General features: G+C 31.3%; 19 protein-coding genes and 1 other RNA gene. 3 read left to right on the top strand and 17 right to left on the bottom strand.

Annotated features, from left to right (window positions below; all coding sequences use genetic code 11):
• Positions 1–13 precede the first annotated feature (13 nt).
• From ACGH6S_RS05820 to thrS, 16 genes are all read right to left on the bottom strand, one after another.
• Positions 14–1,099 carry a stealth family protein gene (locus ACGH6S_RS05820; RefSeq protein WP_174798277.1) on the bottom strand — a complete coding sequence of 362 codons (1,086 nt, stop codon included), beginning with the start codon at positions 1,097–1,099 and terminating at the stop codon, positions 14–16.
• Between the two features lie 34 nt (positions 1,100–1,133).
• The gene (locus ACGH6S_RS05815; protein ID WP_174798276.1) at positions 1,134–2,360 is read right to left on the bottom strand and encodes an acyltransferase; all 1,227 of its coding nucleotides are present in this window, start codon (positions 2,358–2,360) and stop codon (positions 1,134–1,136) included.
• 23 nt (positions 2,361–2,383) lie between these two features.
• Complete coding sequence (locus tag ACGH6S_RS05810; protein WP_174798275.1) at positions 2,384–3,577, bottom strand: capsule biosynthesis protein; 1,194 nt, start codon at positions 3,575–3,577, stop codon at positions 2,384–2,386.
• 417 nt (positions 3,578–3,994) lie between these two features.
• On the bottom strand, positions 3,995–6,088 hold the full coding sequence (locus tag ACGH6S_RS05805; protein WP_174798274.1) for a capsular polysaccharide biosynthesis protein: 2,094 nt from the start codon (positions 6,086–6,088) through the stop codon (positions 3,995–3,997).
• Between the two features lie 26 nt (positions 6,089–6,114).
• A complete protein-coding gene (locus ACGH6S_RS05800; RefSeq protein WP_174798273.1) occupies positions 6,115–6,774 on the bottom strand; it encodes an ABC transporter ATP-binding protein in 660 nt (219 codons plus the stop codon).
• On the bottom strand, positions 6,774–7,577 hold the full coding sequence (locus ACGH6S_RS05795) for an ABC transporter permease (RefSeq protein WP_174798272.1): 804 nt from the start codon (positions 7,575–7,577) through the stop codon (positions 6,774–6,776). Before ACGH6S_RS05795 ends, ACGH6S_RS05800 begins: the two co-directional genes overlap by 1 nt.
• Positions 7,577–8,476: a hypothetical protein gene (locus tag ACGH6S_RS05790; RefSeq protein WP_034913158.1), complete on the bottom strand. Its 900-nt coding sequence runs from the start codon at positions 8,474–8,476 to the stop codon at positions 7,577–7,579. The genes ACGH6S_RS05795 and ACGH6S_RS05790 overlap by 1 nt, the downstream gene beginning before the upstream one ends.
• Positions 8,477–8,505: 29 nt before the next feature.
• Complete coding sequence (locus tag ACGH6S_RS05785; RefSeq protein WP_411579489.1) at positions 8,506–9,606, bottom strand: polysaccharide biosynthesis/export family protein; 1,101 nt, start codon at positions 9,604–9,606, stop codon at positions 8,506–8,508.
• A gap of 190 nt (positions 9,607–9,796) precedes the next feature.
• Positions 9,797–9,892, bottom strand: an RNA gene (gene ffs / locus ACGH6S_RS05780) — signal recognition particle sRNA small type.
• A gap of 145 nt (positions 9,893–10,037) precedes the next feature.
• Positions 10,038–10,331 (bottom strand): integration host factor subunit alpha, encoded by a 294-nt coding sequence (locus tag ACGH6S_RS05775; RefSeq protein WP_034913150.1) that lies wholly within the window; start codon positions 10,329–10,331, stop codon positions 10,038–10,040.
• A 4-nt stretch (positions 10,332–10,335) separates the two neighbouring features.
• Positions 10,336–12,729, bottom strand: coding sequence for a phenylalanine--tRNA ligase subunit beta (gene pheT, locus ACGH6S_RS05770; protein WP_411578468.1), 2,394 nt, complete (start codon positions 12,727–12,729; stop codon positions 10,336–10,338).
• Positions 12,730–12,745: 16 nt separating this feature from the next.
• Positions 12,746–13,729 carry a phenylalanine--tRNA ligase subunit alpha gene (pheS, locus tag ACGH6S_RS05765; protein WP_174798269.1) on the bottom strand — a complete coding sequence of 328 codons (984 nt, stop codon included), beginning with the start codon at positions 13,727–13,729 and terminating at the stop codon, positions 12,746–12,748.
• 213 nt (positions 13,730–13,942) lie between these two features.
• Positions 13,943–14,296 (bottom strand): 50S ribosomal protein L20, encoded by a 354-nt coding sequence (gene rplT / locus ACGH6S_RS05760; RefSeq protein ID WP_024496189.1) that lies wholly within the window; start codon positions 14,294–14,296, stop codon positions 13,943–13,945.
• Positions 14,297–14,328: 32 nt separating this feature from the next.
• Positions 14,329–14,526 carry a 50S ribosomal protein L35 gene (gene rpmI, locus ACGH6S_RS05755; RefSeq protein WP_025315575.1) on the bottom strand — a complete coding sequence of 66 codons (198 nt, stop codon included), beginning with the start codon at positions 14,524–14,526 and terminating at the stop codon, positions 14,329–14,331.
• An 84-nt stretch (positions 14,527–14,610) separates the two neighbouring features.
• The gene (gene infC / locus ACGH6S_RS05750) at positions 14,611–15,150 is read right to left on the bottom strand and encodes a translation initiation factor IF-3 (protein ID WP_065590951.1); all 540 of its coding nucleotides are present in this window, start codon (positions 15,148–15,150) and stop codon (positions 14,611–14,613) included.
• A 27-nt stretch (positions 15,151–15,177) separates the two neighbouring features.
• Positions 15,178–17,103: a threonine--tRNA ligase gene (gene thrS, locus ACGH6S_RS05745; protein ID WP_174798268.1), complete on the bottom strand. Its 1,926-nt coding sequence runs from the start codon at positions 17,101–17,103 to the stop codon at positions 15,178–15,180.
• 242 nt (positions 17,104–17,345) lie between these two features.
• Here thrS and ACGH6S_RS05740 point away from each other — a divergent pair, with 242 nt between their 5' ends.
• On the top strand, positions 17,346–17,795 hold the full coding sequence (locus ACGH6S_RS05740; RefSeq protein WP_065560286.1) for a YaiI/YqxD family protein: 450 nt from the start codon (positions 17,346–17,348) through the stop codon (positions 17,793–17,795).
• A 41-nt stretch (positions 17,796–17,836) separates the two neighbouring features.
• Here ACGH6S_RS05740 and recO read toward each other — a convergent pair whose 3' ends face one another.
• Positions 17,837–18,529, bottom strand: coding sequence for a DNA repair protein RecO (gene recO / locus ACGH6S_RS05735; RefSeq protein WP_065610871.1), 693 nt, complete (start codon positions 18,527–18,529; stop codon positions 17,837–17,839).
• Positions 18,530–18,684: 155 nt separating this feature from the next.
• On the opposite strand from recO, the gene ACGH6S_RS05730 reads away from it, so the two are divergent.
• Positions 18,685–20,316: a Na+/H+ antiporter gene (locus ACGH6S_RS05730; protein WP_065590948.1), complete on the top strand. Its 1,632-nt coding sequence runs from the start codon at positions 18,685–18,687 to the stop codon at positions 20,314–20,316.
• Between the two features lie 21 nt (positions 20,317–20,337).
• Positions 20,338–20,823: an SCP2 domain-containing protein gene (locus tag ACGH6S_RS05725; RefSeq protein ID WP_411578475.1), complete on the top strand. Its 486-nt coding sequence runs from the start codon at positions 20,338–20,340 to the stop codon at positions 20,821–20,823.
• Positions 20,824–20,991: the final 168 nt, after the last annotated feature.

Raw genomic sequence — 20,991 nt, 5'->3', positions numbered from 1 at the left:
ATTAATAAAAAAATCACTGCATATAAAAAGATTCTAAAAATTTGATTAAATTCTTCCGGTATAGTAATTCTGTATTTATTGTAGTCACAAAATCATTCGCACAAATAGAATGAGGAGATGTTTTGCTTTTATAACTTAATATATCATAATAAGTATTAGCAGAGCTCGATCGGATATTGAAGTAATAACAGATATCTCTCGCTAATACTGATTGCTGTTCAAAATACATAATCCATGGAACTAAAAATGTGGCTAAATTAAGATCATTATCATCCCTAAATCGATTATTAATAAAAGAGTTAACTTCAAAATTAAAAAGTGACCATGCAAGAGTAAAATAAGATTTTTTTAATGGGATATATGTATGCGCTAAGGGAATGCATACATTTTTTTGATACTTTTTAAGTAATAATTTTCTTGAGTTAAAACAAGCTTTTAGTGTTGGAGTTGTTACACCTTTTTGCAACATTTCATCTAAATTTCTTTTATTTAAAAAAAGAGAGGATATATTATTTCCTGACAAAAAGTGGGATTTTGGTAAATATCTAGCAACAAATACATCATCATTAAAGTAAATGAAATTTTCAGATAATTCTGGAATATTATGTAAATGAGCCTCAATAACATGGGAATTGAAAGTAGGAAGATATTTTTTATCTATAATTTGGCTATGATCAATAATCTTAACTTTGCTAGGGAGATCAAAGGTGGGTATTTGATTATCTGTAATTAAAAAAATTGTTCTTACCCATGGCATATGTAGTTGAATACTTCTAATTACGTAAAATAACTCCCCATGATCTTCAAATCTCGCATCATCTACAGAAATAGGATTAATATCATTAATTTTTTGATTTTTATAATATTCAAACTTTGCTAACCAATCAGGATCTTTATTATTTACCCATGTAATAACTACATCAACAGGTTCATTACTTTCATTTGCAGTAATATCATATAATCTCAAATCATTTTCAATTAGAATATTTTCATGCAATAAATTATGGTCTTGTTCATCTAAGGACAAGGGATATTTTTTTATAAAATAATCTCTAAAAAATATTCCTGGTTTTTTTAAAAGTTTATTAAGTTTACTCATATTATGAATCTAATGTATATTGATAATAAATTTATTATATTAGAATTTTGGTTGTTTTTTCGAAATAAATAATATTTTGAATAACATATAGTTTTAATATTAATTCATCATTTTGATAAAACGATTCTTTAAAATTCTCACATTTAAGATCAATATAATATTCTAATTTATTGAAAGTTAATTTTATCTTCAATTTATAAGTCCCATCAGGAATATCATCAATTGATAAACCTTCATTTCTAAAACTGAACATACCTGCTTTATCATAACTAATATAATCACCATTAAATAACTTCCTACTAATATTCGGATCTGAAAATTTTGCTAATTGCTTTGAGTGACATGAACTTTCATTGATAAATAATAAGAAGTTTTTTATACTTGGACTATATTCTGGACAGGGAATTCCAATAATAGCCGCAATTCCCTTTAAATAAATTCTATTTTCCTGAAGAAATATATAATATAATTCAACATAAGGATGATATTTTGTTTTATTAGTGGATTCTTCAAAGGGATTTAATTTGTGTATATTATGAAATACGCCTTGACCTACATAGATGGGTTTATTTTCAATTGTCTTATTCCAATATTCCTTTTTAGATTTTATTTGATTTTGATGGGTTCTAATCCAAGGTTCTCTGAGCATTACATGAGGTCTTTCCCAAGCAATGTTATATTTAGTAGCTCTTGCGGGAGCTCCTACAATTATACAATTATTTAGGTATTTCCCTTTTACTATGCTAGCAAACCCGACAACTGAACCTTCTCCAATTTGACTTCCAGATAAAACTACTGAATTAAAAGCAAACCATACATGTTCACCAATAATAATATCTTTAGATTTATTTACTCGTTCTCCTGAATTAACATCATAAATTGCGTGAGCATCATCAGAACGAATTTGGTTACCTGTAGCAAACATACAATCATCGCCAATGATGATTTTTGTTTTTTCTGCTGATGTGATATATATTTTATTTGTACAAGTAACATTATCACCAATGTTAATGTGACAAGAATAGCCTGCTCTTATTTGTCCTGATAAGTTTCCATTTTTCCCTATTAGGATAACCGCATTATGCGATGGAAAATCAAAATTAATATTACGAATTTTACTTGTATCCGCAATAATTAACTTATTATTATCGCCAACAAAATTTACTGTTACATTATGCAAATTTTTTGGTGCTACAATCAAATTTCCTTTATCATCTGAATAATCACCATCCACATTGATATTTGCCACTGTATATTTCATTTATGTTTTCTCGTATGAATAAACTATTCAATATTTAACTTAAAGTCAGCATAATAAATAGATCCCTTAATTTGGGACTTATTACACAAATAACTACGATATCTTTCAAACAACTGAGTATCGGGTTTATGCCCTTCCATCCAAAAACGGTCAAGTCCATTTTGAAAAGTTAACCCTTTTATATCATAATGTGCTTTACCGAGAGCAATAACAGGTAATCCATGAATCAAAGCTGAAAGTCCACAAGTGCTGTTAACTGTTACCAATCCGATTGCTTTTCTAAGTAAAATTGGCATAGGAACGCCATGGATATATATCACCCGTTTACTAACACCATAACGACTAGCCAGTTTTTTTATTAGTCGGTTATAATTATTAAAACCTTCATCCATCGGATGATGCTTGATTAGTAAATAGCTTTTTTCATCAGCAAATAAAGAAAATGAGCGTATAACTCTGAAAATATATGATTTCATAGAGTGATAATGGCTATGCTCTTGAATTTGAAAATCTTGATTGCATTGTAAAGGAAAAATGTAGAATGGTTTATATTCATTGTCAATAACATTTTTTATCAATCTAGGCTCTATTAACTTTGATTTCAATTTTCTAATTAAAGCTAAAGCCCAATGAAAAGCATAAAAAGATAATGATGTTTTCCTATGATGTATATAATTAGAATATTTATATTTCTTTAATAGCATAAAAAAATAATAAACAATACTGTAGTAAATCATTGAATAATAATGAGACTTCCCATTACTATCATCTATAGAGGTAATTTCAATATTTTGATAAAAATCATGATTTTTAGGTAAGAGAGAAAAACCATTAACCCCATCTTTCTCAAAAGTAATATAATGCGGTCTAAGATAACCTTCTTCAAACACCCAAAATGATAAATTTGGATTAGAATTTACTATTGACTTAGCTATTTTGTGGTATATCCGACAATCGCCAAAAACAATAATTGCGTCGATAGAATGTTGATAGATATAATCTTGTAAAAATTGAGGGAACTCTTCAACTGATTTACAGAAAGAAACACTATTTTTTGAATAAAAATACTCATCACCTCCATTTAAATTTATTTTATAAACGTTACATCCTGATTTTTTCAACCACTCTGCAACGTTTTTAAAAAAAGGACCAATAGGACCTTGTAGAAATAATATATTTCTTTGAGTATGGATTAGTTCGTATAAATAGTGGTTCATTGCTTCATTGAAAGTAACAAATTATATATCAAAAACTATTTACTACTTGAATAATTTATTTTATTGTAATAAAAAATATTTATGAAAATTTAATTTATTAATCTATTCCTATAATATTTATTTTCAATTAGTCAACAAAATTAAACGTCCACATTGAAACATGAAGAAACAAAGAAAGATTAACTTCAGATTCTGGGTAATTAATTAAAACGTTCTATTTTTGCATATATTTTGAATATTCTAACATAAAAATACTAATTTGTAATTTTTTGTTAAAAAATATAGAAATCTTATTTAATCACATAATTGTATGGTTAAACCCAATAAAAGCGATTTAGGAAAAAACGCTTTATGAATTTTTAGTGGATTATTTTAACCATGAGTGTAAATAACTCTATTTTTCCTACAATAAAAAATTTATAGTTGTTTAATTTTCTTTAATTTTAATTTACAAATAATAAAAACAACTTGTTTTAACTTGTTAAATTGTTTTTTTAACCAAACCTGCCTAATTTCTCTTGAAGCTTTTAATTTTTTATCATTTAAATAATTTATTAAAGTTTCTGGATCGGTAAAATTTAAAGAATCAGGATGAATATAAATCGGGTAATCATACATAACTATATAAATTAGTTCATGGAGTGTTAATGACCTATTTCTTCTAACATTAGGATATATATCAATTGTTAACCCCCAGCCTGAGTAAAATGGTTGCCCATAACACACTACTAGTTTATTTCTGATTAAAGCTTCAAAACCTGCTAATGAAGTGATTGTATGGACTTCATCAACTTGCTCAATACAATCGATAATATCAACAAACTCAATAATATTATCAACATATTTTTTTATTTCAAATGCATCAACTTGACCTCTTCGATTACCACTTAAAACATCTGGATGAGGTTTATAAACAATATAATCGTCAGGGTTATTTTGTCTAACAGCTTTTATTAATTCTAGATTTGTTTTTATAACAGGAGAACCATATAAAATAGATGCGTCATCCTCAACCTGTCCAGGTATTAAAATGATTTTTTCCTTATTTCCAATAGGTCTAATATTCATTTTCTTACCAACATTGTATTTACCTAATTTAGTTACAATTAGTAAGTTTTGTAGTGAGCTGGCTTTTTCTTTTTCCTTTTTAGTAACTTTTTTATTTGTTAATAAAATCTCTAATTCACTAATATTTTGGGAATTAAAATAAATACCTAGTTTATCAATAACCAGTGAATATGGCATAACTAGATTGGATCCTAAACCAATAGAACGGATAAAGCCATCCTCAATACGAAATGGATTCATACTGTTAATAATTGGAAGTAACTCTTTTTTTCCTTGCCCCCATATTAATAATTTTTCAGTTTTAAGTTTATTTTTTGCATCTTTGTTATTGAGAATTTTTATATATCTACGCACTGAATAGAATCGACCTTTTACAGAAGGTAGCCTTAAATAAGGTAACAGTACTTGTTTCTTCCAGAATGAAAACCCAACTAAGTCAATATTACCTCTAAGTTTATTATTGAGTGTTTTGATTTTGATTAAATAGTTAATAACATCAAAAATAGTTCCTTTTTTGCCTGTATAAGGATTAATGTATTTACAATATAATATGTAGCTTGCGATAAAAAGCTCTAAGACTGTGGCTTGAGTTCTTCTATCATTTGCTCGTAAATGGTTTATATTTTTATGTCGATCATCAGTACATCCCCAACCAGCATACCAAGGTAAACCAAAGGTAACAACATGTTTACCCAATAAAAGTGCTTCAAATCCCATATGCGATGTAACGACATACACTTTATCAAAATGTTTAAGCAATGAAAGAGGGTTTACATCTTCACTAAATAACATAACAGACTTTTGGTTAACTATTTGAGTTAAATAACCTTTTTTATATCCATTAATTACATCTGTATGGGTTTTTACATAAATTGTTGAAAGTGGGTTCTCATTGACTGCGCAATTTAGCATTGATATAAAGGTTTGTTGATTTGCTCCACCTAGCTCGACAGCCATATCTCCAAATGTTTGATCAATAACTAATACTTTTTTATTTTTATTATTGGTTTTATCCTCGAAACCACAAAAATCAGGTGCATGATTATATTTTGATAACTGTGCTTCAATAATTAATTTTAATGCAAAGGTTGCTTCATTTATATATTTATTTAAATTTGTTTTATTTTTAATTAATATTTCTAATTCTGAAGGCTTTCTAGAATCATAATAAATTCCAATTCTATCGGCAATAAGTGATAGTGGAGGATAGCCTTCTAGACCTAAACCAATAGAACGTAAAAAGCCATCTTCAAGAGCAATAAATGGTAGTAAATGTTTAGTTGCATATGCCCTAGCTTTTATTGTTGTTGGGCGATATCCCCACCCTGCAACTGCATCAATTTTCTTCTTAGTATTTTTTTTACTAAATGACAGATCAGAAAAAAAGTGATTAATACTTTTTATTGTCAGGATTTTTTTTGAAAAGACTAGAACATTTTTCATTTAGAATAATTCTATTAATAATAAGCTTATGTAATTTTTTGTTGTTTATTATGGTAAATATAAGCTTGTTCAATTGTATCAAATTGATATAAGTAACCAGCATCAAGCACCATAGCTTTATCACAATAATTTTTTATAGCATTCATATTATGTGAAACTAAGATAAGAGCGCGATCTTTTTTATTTTCAAATAATTCTGTTTTACATTTTTCTGTAAATCTAGAGTCACCAACAGCAATTACTTCATCAATTAAATAACAATCAAACTCAATTGATAAAGACAACGCAAAAGCTAAACGAGCTTTCATGCCAGAAGAGTATTTTTTTATTGGTTCATATAAATAATCACCTAATTCCGCAAAATTTTCAACATACTCTTTCGTTTTTTCGATATTACATCCATAAATTCGACAAATAAATCTTAAATTATCCATTCCCGTCAAACTACCTTGAAAAGCACCAGAAAAAGCTAATGGCCAAGAAATTGACATATTCCTTATTATTGAACCTGTAGTTGGTTTTTCTATTTCACTTAGAAGTCTAATTAGTGTAGATTTACCTGCACCATTACGTCCCAAAATGCCAATTTTTTCTCCTCTATATAATGAAAAATTGATATTATTTAGGACTGTTTTATATCCTTTTCTTGTTGAGTACCGTTTACCTACATTTTTAACAATAATCATCAATTATCCTCAAGAATATAATTCTCATTAATTTTTACCATGGTTAATCCCACAAATAATAAAACTATATTACAAAAAACTAAATAACTTACACTTTGATGTGTTATAGTTGAGGGGCCAAAATAACCTGCTCTAAACATTTCTGTTCCATTAATTGGTGGAATATAAAGCAGTAACTTTTGTATTTCATGGGGAAAGGTATCAACCCAAAAGAAAGCTCCAGATAAAGGCATAAGGATAAAACTTAAAGTACCCCACATTTTATCAAAAGCACCATATTTGGCAGATAAAACAAAAATGATTAGACCTAACCCCAGAGAAAACCAACACATCAACCCCCATGCACATAACATATAAAAAGGATCATAGGGTATAGCAATTAGCCCAGCAAAAATAAAAATTGATATAACAAAAACTTGAGCAGCACTTGCCCCAATCACTTCAAGAAATACACGTGCATAGACTAGATCTAAAATTTTGATATTACGATGATATAACAATGCTTTATTGGCAGTTACTGAACCTTTTGCTCGAGATGAAGCATTACGCCACATCATTACCATTGGATAGCCTGTTAATACAAATGCAATAATATTAAGATTGGATACAGAATTTATTTTAAAAAAAAACCACATTAAGCTTATTAACAACGTTAACGACATAGGTTCAACAAATAGCCAAAGAAAACCGATATTATTACGTCCATAACGGGTAATTATTTCCCTTAAAATTAAAGCATTCAATACATTAATTTGTATTTTTAATGAACGCATAAATGATGTTTTACTAATTACTTCCGTCATCAATCTTTATGTTCTCTTATACCAGCTGAAAGTAAATTAATAATACCATATACTAAAAAGCTAATTATAAAAGTTGCAATGATATTATAAATGCGTGCGGGTTTAAATGATACATCTGATATACTCGGCTGCTCTATTCGCTCTAGATAAAGTTGCTTTTTAGTTATTTCCACCTGAGCATTACGTAATGATAATGTGGCTGCCTCAAATTGTTGTTTAGCAACCGTATTATTAATTAATATCTGTTGATACTCAGCTAAATTAGCATCTCTATTTTTATTTCTTTGAAATTCAGCTAGAGCATGAGCTTCTTTCTTCATCTGTGATTCAGCATTTTTCAGTTCTGCTAGCGATGCGGTTATGAGATCTTGTTTGGCTCGTAAATTTATTTGGTTTACAAAACCTTCAGCTTGTTTTAATAATTGTTCATTTATTTTGAATGCATCTTGCATATCAAAAGCATTTACACTAATTGTAGCAATACCTGTAGAACTGTCAAAATTGACACTTATCATATTACTCATGTATCGATAGAAATATTCTTTTTTATTATACGAGTCAAGATTAAATCCATTAAATCGAGATATTATATCGCCTTTTTGAGTATACCACTTTTGTACTGGTAAAACTTTTTCAACAGAGGATAGAGCATCTCTAGATTTTATATATGACAAAACAACATATGAATCATCATTAGAGCGTGAAATTCCAACTTTTGAAAAAAAACTTCCCAATCCTCCCAATGATGATTGAGTATCCGAAGAACGTATAATATATGTTGCTTCAGATGTATAAATATTTTCAGCAATTAATCCAAAATAAATTATCGATAATAAAGTTGGTAATGATACAATTAGATGTAATAACCAACTTTTTTTTCTTTTAAAATTTAAAAACATAAAATCTCACGAGTGCAATAATTAAAAACTTATTCACTAATCTGGTTAATTTGATTAACAACTCCAACACCTGGTGAGAAAATCGCATATAAGAATTTTTGTAGTTCTAGAATTGGTGCAGATGCAACATAAACAATATCATTATTCTTAATTTGAAAATTCTTCATTATGAAGAATGAATTAGGATTATTTAAATCTATTTGGTAAACAGTTGGTACAAGCTCTTTCTTATTATCTATCGACAAAGTGTCTTGATATCTAAACACAAAAACACCTCGGGCATCAGATTGACTATCTCGTAAACCACCAATACGAGCTAATGCTTGTGACAAATTAATTCCAACAGCTTCAAATCTGACTTCTTTTGTTGAGCCTATTGCCCCCATAGAAATAAAAGAACTAGGCTTATTAATCAAAGTAATAACATCATCTTTTTGAAGATGAACATTAAATTTAGGATTAGATAATACTAAACTTAGTGGAATTTTATTAACTTTATTATTCCTAGTGACTTGTATTAAAGTATCTTTAATATCATACATATTGCTACCTAACATGGTAACGGCATCTAATAAACGCTCCCCCTTAGCTGTTATAGGCATTTTACCACTAAATTTATCACCAATAACTGTAACATTTGAAGAACGTTTTTCTAAAACAGTGACAATTACTTGGGGTCTATTTGCAATTCCAGATAACTTTTCAATTATTTCTTTTTGTAGCTGAGTGGGAGTTTTATTAGCAACTTTCACATTTCCAACAAACGGCAAAGAAATAAACCCTTTAGAATCAACAATTACTATTGGTAATTCAGTTAATCCAGTTTTTGGAGCACCTGTATCACCTGAACCTACAAACAGTATTGCTGGAGGGGTTTCAATTACAGAAATCTTTATACTATCGCCTTTACCTATATTATCAACTTTTTTATCTTGGCTATCCCTTTCATTAATAAGCTTTGTAAAGTTAAATAAATTAGTTTGCGCTTCTTTTATAGAATCAGATGAAATATTTAAATCAACGATTTTTACTTTATTATAAATTTTATCTAATTCAGCATGTTGTTTATTTATATTTTTTATAGATAAAAAATTTGGTCCTGAATGAGGTAAAACAGTACAACCACTCAAAATAATTGCTAGCGTTATTGGAAGAAGGGACGGTAATTTCAAAATAAATTTCCTTACTCATCAATTAATTATATATTTTTAAAAGTTTTGGATTAGAAATTTACACATGTATTTTAGTTGATAAAATATATTTAATTTTATTTATAATTAAAAAATAGGTAAATTTACTGCAAACATGCATTGGAGGAGACCCTATCAGCTACATCCCACACACATGTATTTTACTTTGGCTGCTTCCTTCCGGACCTGACCTAGTGAGCAAAAAAATGTTGCAAGAGAACCCATAGAGCCTCCATTGAATCGGAGGTATCATACTCGAATTATTAATTTTTTACAACTACTTTTTAGTATAACACAACTGTTCGGCTTTTCTTTAGATGCTATATCAAAAGAAAAGCCATTATTTGAAATGATAGTATGTAATTAAGAAATTAGATTACTAGATTTTTCTCAACACGCTCTCTAAATTTTATACCTGGTCTAAATGTAACAACTCTACGAGCTGAAATATCAACACTTTCACCTGTTTTTGGGTTTCTACCTGGGCGTGAATTTTTATCACGTACTGTAAAATTACCGAATCCAGATAATTTAACTGGTTCACCTTTTTCTAAAGCCACCCGAATCTCTTCAAAAAATAGCTCTACAAGGATTTTAGATTCTTGTCGATCAATATTAAATTTTTCGGCAAGACGATCTGCAATATCTGCTTTAGTTAATGTCATATTATTATTCTCTTAATAGGGCTTTAAAACGATTTTGTAAGGTAGTAACGCATTTGCTTACAATGTTAGTTATATCTTCTTCTTCAAGCGTACGTGATTTATCTTGTAAAACCAAACTAATAGCAATGCTTTTTTGATCTTCTTTGATATTTTCACCTTGATACACATCAAAAAGAGTAACTTTAATAAGTTGCTCACCACCCGCTTTTTTACACTCTAAAATAATATCCGCTGCTGGTATTGTATTTGAAACAATAATAGCTATATCACGTTTATTTGACGGATACTTGGATAAATCCTGAGCTACAGGTACCTCTTTTTTACTAATTTTAGCTAAATTTATTTCAAAAACAAGCGTTTTACTATTTAAAGACAATTTTTTTTCAATTTCTGGATGCAAGACTCCTAAATGACCTAATAACTCATCATTTAAATAAATCGCAGCACTTTGTCCAGGATGTAAAGCTGGGAGTTCAGATTTTTTAAATTGTATTTGATCACCACACCCTAAAAGAGAAAAAATTGACTCAAGATCACCTTTAAGATCATAAAAATCTACATTCTTTTTAGGGAGTTGCCAGTGTTCTTCGTATAAATTACCAGTAACAATACCAGCTAACATTAACTCCTGACGTACACCAAATTCACAATTTTCATCAGGAATAAAACGCAAACCAGTTTCAAATAATCGGGCACGCGTTTGCTGACGATTTTGGTTATATAGTATCACATCTAATAACCCAGACCAAAGTGATAAACGCATAACTGACATTTCACTTGAAATTGGGTTAGGTAATTTGATTTCTGAATGTTCAGGATATAATATTTGCTGAACTTTTGGATCGACAAAGCTGTATGTTACCGCTTCTTGATACCCTCTATCGACCAATAAATCCTTTACTCTACGTAATGGGATTTGACTTTCTGGTTTTGGTTTCATTACTGATTCAATTTTCAAATTAGCATTTGGGATATTGTTATATCCATAAATGCGGGCAATTTCTTCAACTAAATCCTCTTCAATTTGTAAATCAAATCGCCAACTTGGTGATTTTACAATCCAAATGTTATTGTTATTGTTATATTCAACTTCACAACCAAGTCTGTTTAAAATATCACTGATCTTTTGTGTTTCAATTTTATAACCAATGATACGATCAATTTTATTGCGGTGTAACTCAATAGTTGCCTGTGTAGGAAGATCATTTTGATTTGTGACATCAATAATTGGACCTGCTTCACCACCACAAATTTCAATTACTAATTGACTAGCTCTTTCCATTGCCACCAACTGTAAAGCAGGATCAACGCCACGCTCATAACGGTGAGAAGCATCGGTATGTAGACCATACTCACGAGCTTTTCCTATTATTGCTAATGGATTAAAAAATGCTGACTCAAGAAAAATATCTTTAGTTGATTGTGTTACGCATGATTTTTCACCGCCCATAATTCCTGCTAATGCCAAAATTTTTTGGTGATCAGCAATAACTAAGGTTTTATTATTAAATTTAACTTCATTACCATTGAGTAAAACTAGTTTTTCATTTTCTTTAGCATAACGGACAACAATGCCCTTTTCTATCTGAGCCAAATCGAAGGCATGCATTGGATGACCAAGCTCTAATAACACATAGTTAGTAATATCAACAACGGCATCAATTGAACGAATCCCACCTCTACGTAATTTTTCTTTCATCCAAAGCGGTGTTGTAGCATTAACATTAATATTTTTTATAACTCTACCCAAATAACGTGGCGCAGCTTTAGTTTCATCAACCTGAATGGGTAATGTATCGGTCATTGTTGTCGGAACGCTGTCTACTTTCATTTCTTTCATAACTATATTGTTAACTGCAGAAATATCTCTAGCAATCCCAACAATACCAAAACAATCTGCACGGTTTGGTGTTACACTAATATCAATTATTACATCATTAAGATTTAAATATTCGCGAATATCCATACCTAAAGGAGCATCATCAGGTAATTCAATAATACCATTATGTTCATCAGCAATCCCTAATTCTGAGTATGAACATAGCATGCCTTCTGACGGTTCACCTCGTAACTTAGCTGATTTGATTTTAAAATTACCTGGTAAAACAGCTCCCACTGTAGCACATGCAACAGTCAAACCTTGTCGGCAATTTGGTGCTCCACAGACAATATCAAGTAATTCTGGTTTACCTATATCAACTTTTGTAACACGTAATTTATCTGCATTTGGATGCTGCATACATTCAACAACTTTGCCAACAACCACACCAGAAAAATCACCTGCAACCTTTTCAATATCATCAACTTCTAAACCAGCCATTGTTAATTGATCGGCTAGCGTTTCGCTACTAATTTCTGGATTGATCCATTCACGTAGCCAACTTTCACTAAATTTCATGCTTTGATCTCCAGAATCAATTAAATTGTTTTAAAAAGCGTAAATCATTTTCAAAGAAAGAACGTAAATCAGTGACACCGTAACGTAACATAGTTAATCGTTCTATCCCCATGCCAAATGCAAAACCGCTATATACTTCAGGATCAATACCAACATTACGTAATACATTAGGGTGAACCATTCCACAACCTAATACTTCTAACCATTTACCATTTTTAGCTTTAATATCAACTTCGGCTGAAGGTTCAGTAAATGGGAAATAGCCTGGTCTAAAACGAATTTCCATATCATCTTCAAAAAAGCAATGTAGGAAATCGTGTAATAATCCTTTTAAATGAGTAAAGCTGATATCTTTATCAACAAGCAACCCCTCCATTTGGTGGAACATTGGTGTGTGAGTTTGATCGTAATCATTACGGTAAGTCCGCCCTGGAGCAATAATTCGAATCGGTGGTTTTTGATTTTCCATTGTACGAATTTGTACGGTTGAGGTTTGTGTTCTTAATAATCGTTTTGCATCAAACCAAAATGTATCGTGATCAGCACGAGCTGGATGATGAGCAGGAATATTTAATGCATCAAAATTATGGTAATCGTCTTCAATTTCTGGGCCTGTTTCAACAACAAACCCTAATTCACCAAAAAAATCGACTAAGCGATTGATTGTTTTAGTAACGGGATGCAATCCACCTAATTCAAGAGTTTTACCTGGTAAAGTAATATCTATTGTTTCATTAGCTAATTTTGCATCAAGAGCCTGACGCTCTAAAAAATTGCGCTTTTGATTTAATATTTCAACGACTTTTTGTTTTGCGTCATTGATTTTTTGACCGACTGCTGGGCGCTCATCAGCAGGAACATCACGTAATGAGGCCATATGCATTGTAAAATGGCCTTTTTTACCAAAATATTCTACTCTAATTTGTTCGATCATATTAATGTCATTAGCACTTTCAATAGCGGATTTGGCTTTATTTACCAGTTCAACTAATTGAGACATACAGTTCTCCTGCTTATTGTTCATTATATAAAAAAAGCCTCTTTTTGAGGCTTTTATAATCATTTTTTGTTTTTTCTTTGCCTCACGAATTAGTATTACTAAAGAAGCCAAAAAAGAAACAAAAAACAACTAAATTCATAATTAAATTACTCTTTATGATAAAAATCAAAAATTAAAATAATAAAAGCCGAGATAACTCGGCTCTCATAAATATTATAGTGCAGCCTTAGCTTTTTCAACTAATGCAGCAAATGCATTTTTATCAAATACTGCAATATCAGCAAGGATCTTACGATCGATCTCAATTGAAGCTTTCTTTAAACCATTAATAAAACGGCTATATGAAAGACCACATTGGCGTGCTGCAGCATTGATACGCACAATCCATAATTGACGGAATTGACGTTTACGTTGACGACGGTCACGGTAAGCATACTGCCCAGCTTTGATTACAGCTTGGAAAGCAACACGATACACACGTGAACGAGCACCATAATAACCTTTTGCTTGTTTTAAAATTTTCTTGTGACGTGCACGAGCAATAACACCACGTTTAACACGAGCCATAAACTATATCCTCTAAATAATTAACCAATAAATTAAGCGTATGGAACACACGCAGTAACTAAACCTAAATCGCCTTTTGACACAGTTGTCAAACCACGTAAATGACGTTTACGTTTGGTTGATTTTTTAGTTAAGATATGACTCTTGTTAGCTTGCTTATGCTTAAAGCCACCAGAAGCTGTTTTTTTAAAGCGCTTTGCTGCGCCTCTTACAGTTTTAATTTTAGGCATTTTATTAATTTCCACTTCGCATTGTTAATAAAAATAAAATAATGGTGTAACTTTCAATAAATCAAAAATTAGCTTGTAAAACCATTATTTCTTCTTCGGCGCTAGCACCATAATCATTTGTCGACCTTCAATCTTAGTTGGATAAGATTCAATAATCGCCAAATCAGCTAAATCCTTTTTAATACGATCAAGCATTTCAGAACCTAACTGTTGGTGAGCCATTTCACGACCACGAAAACGTAACGTGACTTTAGCTTTATCGCCATCTTCAAGAAAGCGAATCAGGCTGCGGAGTTTTACCTGATAGTCGCCTTCGTCTGTACCAGGTCGGAACTTAATTTCCTTAACCTGAACAACCTTTTGCTTTTTCTTCTGCTCTTTTGTTGCTTTACTCTTTTCATAGAGGAACTTGCCATAATCCATAATTCGACAAACAGGTGGCTCTGCATTAGGGCTTATTTCAACTAAATCTAAAGTTGCTTCTTCAGCTTGTTTTAAAGCTTCATCTAAGCTTACTATACCGAGCTGCTCACCATCGACGCCGGTTAACCTCACCTCACGAGCTGTAATTTCATCATTGATTTTATGTGCTCGTGTTGACTGAATTCGTTTACTGACTTTAATATCTCATTCCTCCAAATTAATTTATCATTAATTCATTTGTTCTAATGAACGACTATGAATTTCGTTAAGCAACAATTCTATAACATGTTTCACTTCAAAGCTACCAAGATCTTTACCTTGACGAGTTCGAACTGAAATTGTTCCTGATTCCATTTCTTTGTCTCCACAAACAAACATATAAGGAACACGTTTTAGAGTATGCTCGCGAATTTTAAACCCTATTTTCTCATTTCTCAAGTCCGCTTTTGCTCTAATGCCAACTTTTTGTAATTGTGCGGTTAATTGTTTGGCATATTCAGCTTGATTATCGGTAATGTTAATTACTGCAACTTGCAATGGAGCAAGCCAAGTAGGGAAAAGACCTGCACAGTTTTCAGTCAAGATACCCATAAAACGCTCCATAGAACCTAAAATAGCTCTATGAATCATAACCGGGACATGACGTTCATTATCTTCACCTACATAAGTCGCATCTAAACGTTCAGGTAGCATAAAATCAAGCTGAACTGTACCGCATTGCCATGCTCTACCTAAACAGTCATGCAAGGTAAATTCTATTTTTGGGCCATAAAAAGCGCCTTCACCTGGTAAATATTCGAATTCAATGCCATTTTCTGTTAAACATTCAGCTAAATCTTTTTCAGCAAGATCCCAAGTTTCATCCTTACCAATTCGTTTTTCAGGACGGGTTGATAACTTAACAGTAATATCATTAAAACCGAAAGTACTATAAGTATCATAAACCATTTTGATACAGCTATTTACTTCACTGCGAATTTGATCTTCAGTACAAAAGATATGTGCATCATCTTGTGTAAAACCTCGAACGCGCATCAAACCATGTAAAGATCCTGAAGGTTCATTACGATGGCAACTACCAAATTCCGCCATACGTAATGGTAAATCACGATAAGATTTTAAGCCTTGATTAAAAATTTGTACATGTCCTGGACAGTTCATTGGTTTAATACAATATTCACGATTTTCAGAAGAAGTAACAAACATTAACTCTTTATAATTACCCCAGTGACCTGTTTTTTCCCACAAAACACGATCCATCATAAATGGACCTTTTACTTCTTGATAATCGTATTCTTTCAATTTAGTGCGAACAAAAACCTCAAGTTCACGGAAAATAATCCAACCATCATTATGCCAAAACACCATACCAGGCGCCTCTTCTTGCATATGATAAAGATCTAGTTGCTTACCAATTTTGCGATGATCTCGTTTAGCGGCTTCTTCTAAAAATTGTAAATAGCTATCAAGTTGTTTTTTATCTGCCCATGCTGTTCCATAAATACGTTGTAACATTTTATTATCACTGTTACCGCGCCAATAAGCTCCAGCAATTTTTTGCAATTTAAAATGATGGCAAAAACGCATATTAGGTACATGTGGTCCACGACACATATCAATATATTCTTCGTGATGATAAAGAGCTGGTTTTGAATCTTTTGGAATATTTTCATCTAAAATAGCAATTTTGTATGGTTCATGTCGCTCCCAAAAAACTTCTCTAGCGCGCTCCCAACTAACCACTTCTTTTTTTACTTCATAATTTTTTTTAGCCAACTCATGCATGCGTTTTTCTAGTGCATCAAGGTCTTCCTGAGTTAAAGAGTGATCTAAATCAACATCATAATAAAAACCATTATCAATTGTTGGACCAATAGCCATTTGTGTATTAGGCCATAGTTGTTTAATTGCGTGACCCAATAAATGTGCACAAGAATGACGAATAATTTCGAGTCCATCTTCATCTTTGGCTGTAATGATGGCTAATGTTGCATCTTGATCAATGACATCACAGGCATCTTTACGCTCGCCATTTACACGCCCAGCTATACAAGCTTTAGCAAGACCTGCTCCAATACTTTGAGCAACTTCTAAAACAGTAACGGGTTTATCGAATTGACGTTGGCTTCCGTCAGGAAGAGTAATAATTGGCATAACAAATCCTTATAACAGTGGTGCGCCACACGAAAGCGCACTTGCTTACTTAAAAAATAGGTCGAATATACTACCACTTATCATCTGGATTTAAAATAGAAAGAATCATATTAATATGAAGCTTAATAAATATACTAAAACACATAGTTACCGGAAACTTTTTTACAAATAAATGGTTATTTTTGTATAACAAAGATTATAATCATTAACTAATAAAAGTTTATAATATGAACACATATGCTATGAATATTTGGATTGATGCTGATGCCTGCCCTAACCCAATTAAAGAGATTTTATATCGAGTTGCAAATCGAAAAGCAATAAATACAACATTAATTGCAAATCAATGTTTAACTATCCCCTTGTCACCTTATATTAAAACTTTATTAGTTGAAAAAGGATTTGATGTAGCAGATAGAAAAATAATTGAGTCGGTTCAAAAAAATGATTTAGTTATTACCTCAGACATTCCACTTGCATCCGAAGTTTTAAATAAAAATGCATTAGTGCTCACGCCACGAGGTGAACAATATACACTAGATACAATTAAAGAACGATTAATTATGAGAGATTTTATGGAAACCATGCGAGCAAGTGGAATACAATCTAAAGGTTCAGCTCCATTTTCCAGCAAAGACCGAGAAAAATTTGCTAATCAGCTTGATATATTACTTAATTCAACATCGAAATGAATTTAATAACTCTTTTAAATCGAGCAGCCAAATTAGCAAAACTAAATTTTTAGAAATAGCTCTCTGCTTTTGAATGGTTTTGATCCTACATAAGGTTTCAACGCCATCCTAGTAAAGCGTTTAGCTGCTTTTAACGTATCGATATTATCAAATTGACGTTTTCCTAAAGCTAAAACCTGCTCGCCAGTAAAGCTGATGCTATTTTGTAATAAACTACTGATAAATCCTTTTTCCGATTGATATTGATAATACATCGATTTAACAATGTCATCGCCAGTTACACAGCAGTGAAAAAAATCAACGTGATATCCTAAATTTTCTAATAACGATAATTCAAAAGCTCGCAACACATTTTCAGCAGGAACCTGTTGGGCTAATTGTTGCAGACTTTTTAGATAATCATCAAAAAGAGTTGGCAATTCTGCTTCTGCAACTAAAACTCGATGTAATAGTTCATTTAAATAAAATGCGCTATACAAAAAAACAGATACCAATGGCAATGCAAGCGACATAGCTTCAACCTGACGCAATGTTTTTATTTCACCTTGGCCTGAGTATTGCACAATAAGTGGAGTAAAAGGTTGCAACATACCTTTCAAGGCAGAGCTTTTTCGTTTAGCACCTTTAGCTAATACCTTTACTTTTCCGATATTTTCAACAAATAGATCGACTAATAAACTAGTTTCAGTATAAGAACGAGTATGTAGTATAAATGCTCTTTGCCAATTTTCCATTCAAAATACCTTTCAATTACACTACTGTTTCTTGGTTAATAATTGTATCTGAGTAAAATTTAGATAAATCTATGAAATTTTCAACTGAAATTTAGTTGAAGATCCGATATAATCAATGTAAACAATAGGATTATAGGATAAATAAAAGAGGAACTATGGATCTTTTTTCAATAATTTTACTACTAGTTTTAATTGTATCACTTTCTGGTGTTGTTATTAAAATGCTACCAATACAAATCCCATTGCCTCTAATGCAAATATTATTAGGTTGTATATTGGCTGCCTTTGGAGTTTATGTCAAATTTGACCCAGAGTTATTTCTTGTTTTATTCATTCCACCTTTACTCTTTGCCGATGGGCGCAAAACATCGGTAAAAGATTTTGTGCACAATGTTAGAGAAATTGTTGGGCTAGCGCTAGTTTTAGTTGTAATAACAATTGTAGCTGTTGGTTATTTACTTTATTGGATGTTACCAAAAGGAATCGATCTAGCTGCAACATTTGCATTAGCAGCAGTTTTATCGCCAACAGATGCCGTAGCATTAAGTGGAATTGTAGGTAAAGGTCGTATTGAAAAAGAAAAGATGGAAATCATCGAAGGTGAAGCATTGATGAATGATGCTTCAGGTTTGGTTTCTTTAAAATTTGCTATTGCTATTGCCGTTGGTGATGCAGTATTCAATATCTTTGATGTTAGTGTCCAGTTTTTTGTAGTTGCTATTGGTGGATTAGCTATTGGTGTTTTATTTACTTGGTTATATGCACGTATCTTACGTAAAATAAATAAGCTTACTCACAATGATCCCGCTATTCAAATAGTATTACTATTTTTACTACCTTTTGCCGCCTATATCATTGCTGAGGAATGTCATTGCTCTGGTATTTTAGCAGCAGTAAGCGCAGGTATGACAGTCAATCATTCTGGTATGATGCGAAACGCACCTTTAACTGCACGTTTGCAATCAGATAGTACATGGTCAATGTTAACCTTTGTGTTTAATGGATTTGTATTTGTTTTATTAGGTATTCAACTACCAAGCATTTTTAATAATACTTTTGTAGAAAACCAAATTGATACCTCAATTGAGGTATGGCAACTATGTTTAATTGTTTTATTCGTTTTTGCTGTATTGATGGGAACTAGATTTGCTTGGTTATGGTCAATGAAACATATGCCAACGATGCCTTTTGGAACTAAGAGACCTCTTGCATTTAGGGCATACTCAACCAGAGATCTTTTAATTTCAACATTTGCTGGCGTTAGAGGAGCTATCACTCTAGCTGGTGTTTTATCTATTCCAATGACAATTAATGGACGTTATCAACTGGTCTTTATTGCGACAGGTATCATATTAATATCATTGATTGCAGCGGTGATAATCTTACCTATCTTGTTACGAGGTAGTGTAATTTTAGATAATTCTGAACAAAAAAATGAAATTTTATCAGTTAAAGGTCAAATGGCAGAAGAAGCGATTATCAGTCTTGAAAAAATGCAAAATAATTTATTGCAAGAAACGTCTGAATCTGGCTTAGATCAGGAAATTATACATGAAATTGGTTCTCGTGTCATTGGTTCATTAAGACGCCGAACTGGACTTAAAGATTTAGAACAAAAAGCACTAGAGGCTGAAAACTTAGAAAGACGTATGCGTCTAGTTGCAATTGGTGCAGAACGTACAGCTTTACTACAAATGAAAGTTCGTAATGAAGTGAGCGAAGAAGTTTATGAACATTTAAATAACGATCTGGATATTTATGAAAAAATGATTTCTGGGGATGCATAAATGATTGGAGCAAAAAGCCAAATTCTAAACAAAATTCATTCACAGTTTGTCAATAAAGCGCCCCATATTTTGGGGCTTACCTTACGATACATTCCTTTTAATGTCAAAAAACAAACCATAGAACAATTATTGAAATTACAATTTGAACATTCTCTACAAGATGGTGATCTAGATTTTTTAGAAAATCGTTGGCTTAAAATTCAAGTTACTGATCTAGAGCTTGTGTGGTTTGTTAGTTTAATCGATAACAAATTAGTTGTTAGCCGGGAAGAAATTGCTGATGTAAGCTTTATAGGTAATGCTAATGATTTGATTATGATAGCAACTAGACGACAAGATCCCGATTCACTATTTTTTCAACGTCGCTTGATTGTTGAAGGTGATACTGAATTGGGGTTATATGTAAAAAATTTAATGGATTCTTTTGAGTTGGAAGCTATGCCAAAATTTTTAAGGCTAACACTCGAAAAACTAGCAGATATTATCGAAAGTGCACCAACTAATTAAGAATAAATTATACTCATTTTAAATCATTCAAAATTTTGAATTGATTAATTTCTACCTTGCTAATAATAAATTATTCTAAGCCCCCTATAAAATGGGGAAAAGAAGCTGATTATTTTGAGTATATATAATGAAATTTATGAGTTTCTTGACAGAAAACATAAAATATAT

The sequence above is a fragment of the Gilliamella sp. BG3 genome (assembly GCF_046635605.1).
Taxonomy (GTDB): domain Bacteria; phylum Pseudomonadota; class Gammaproteobacteria; order Enterobacterales; family Orbaceae; genus Gilliamella; species Gilliamella bombi.
This window is presented reverse-complemented; position numbering and strand designations above follow the sequence as displayed.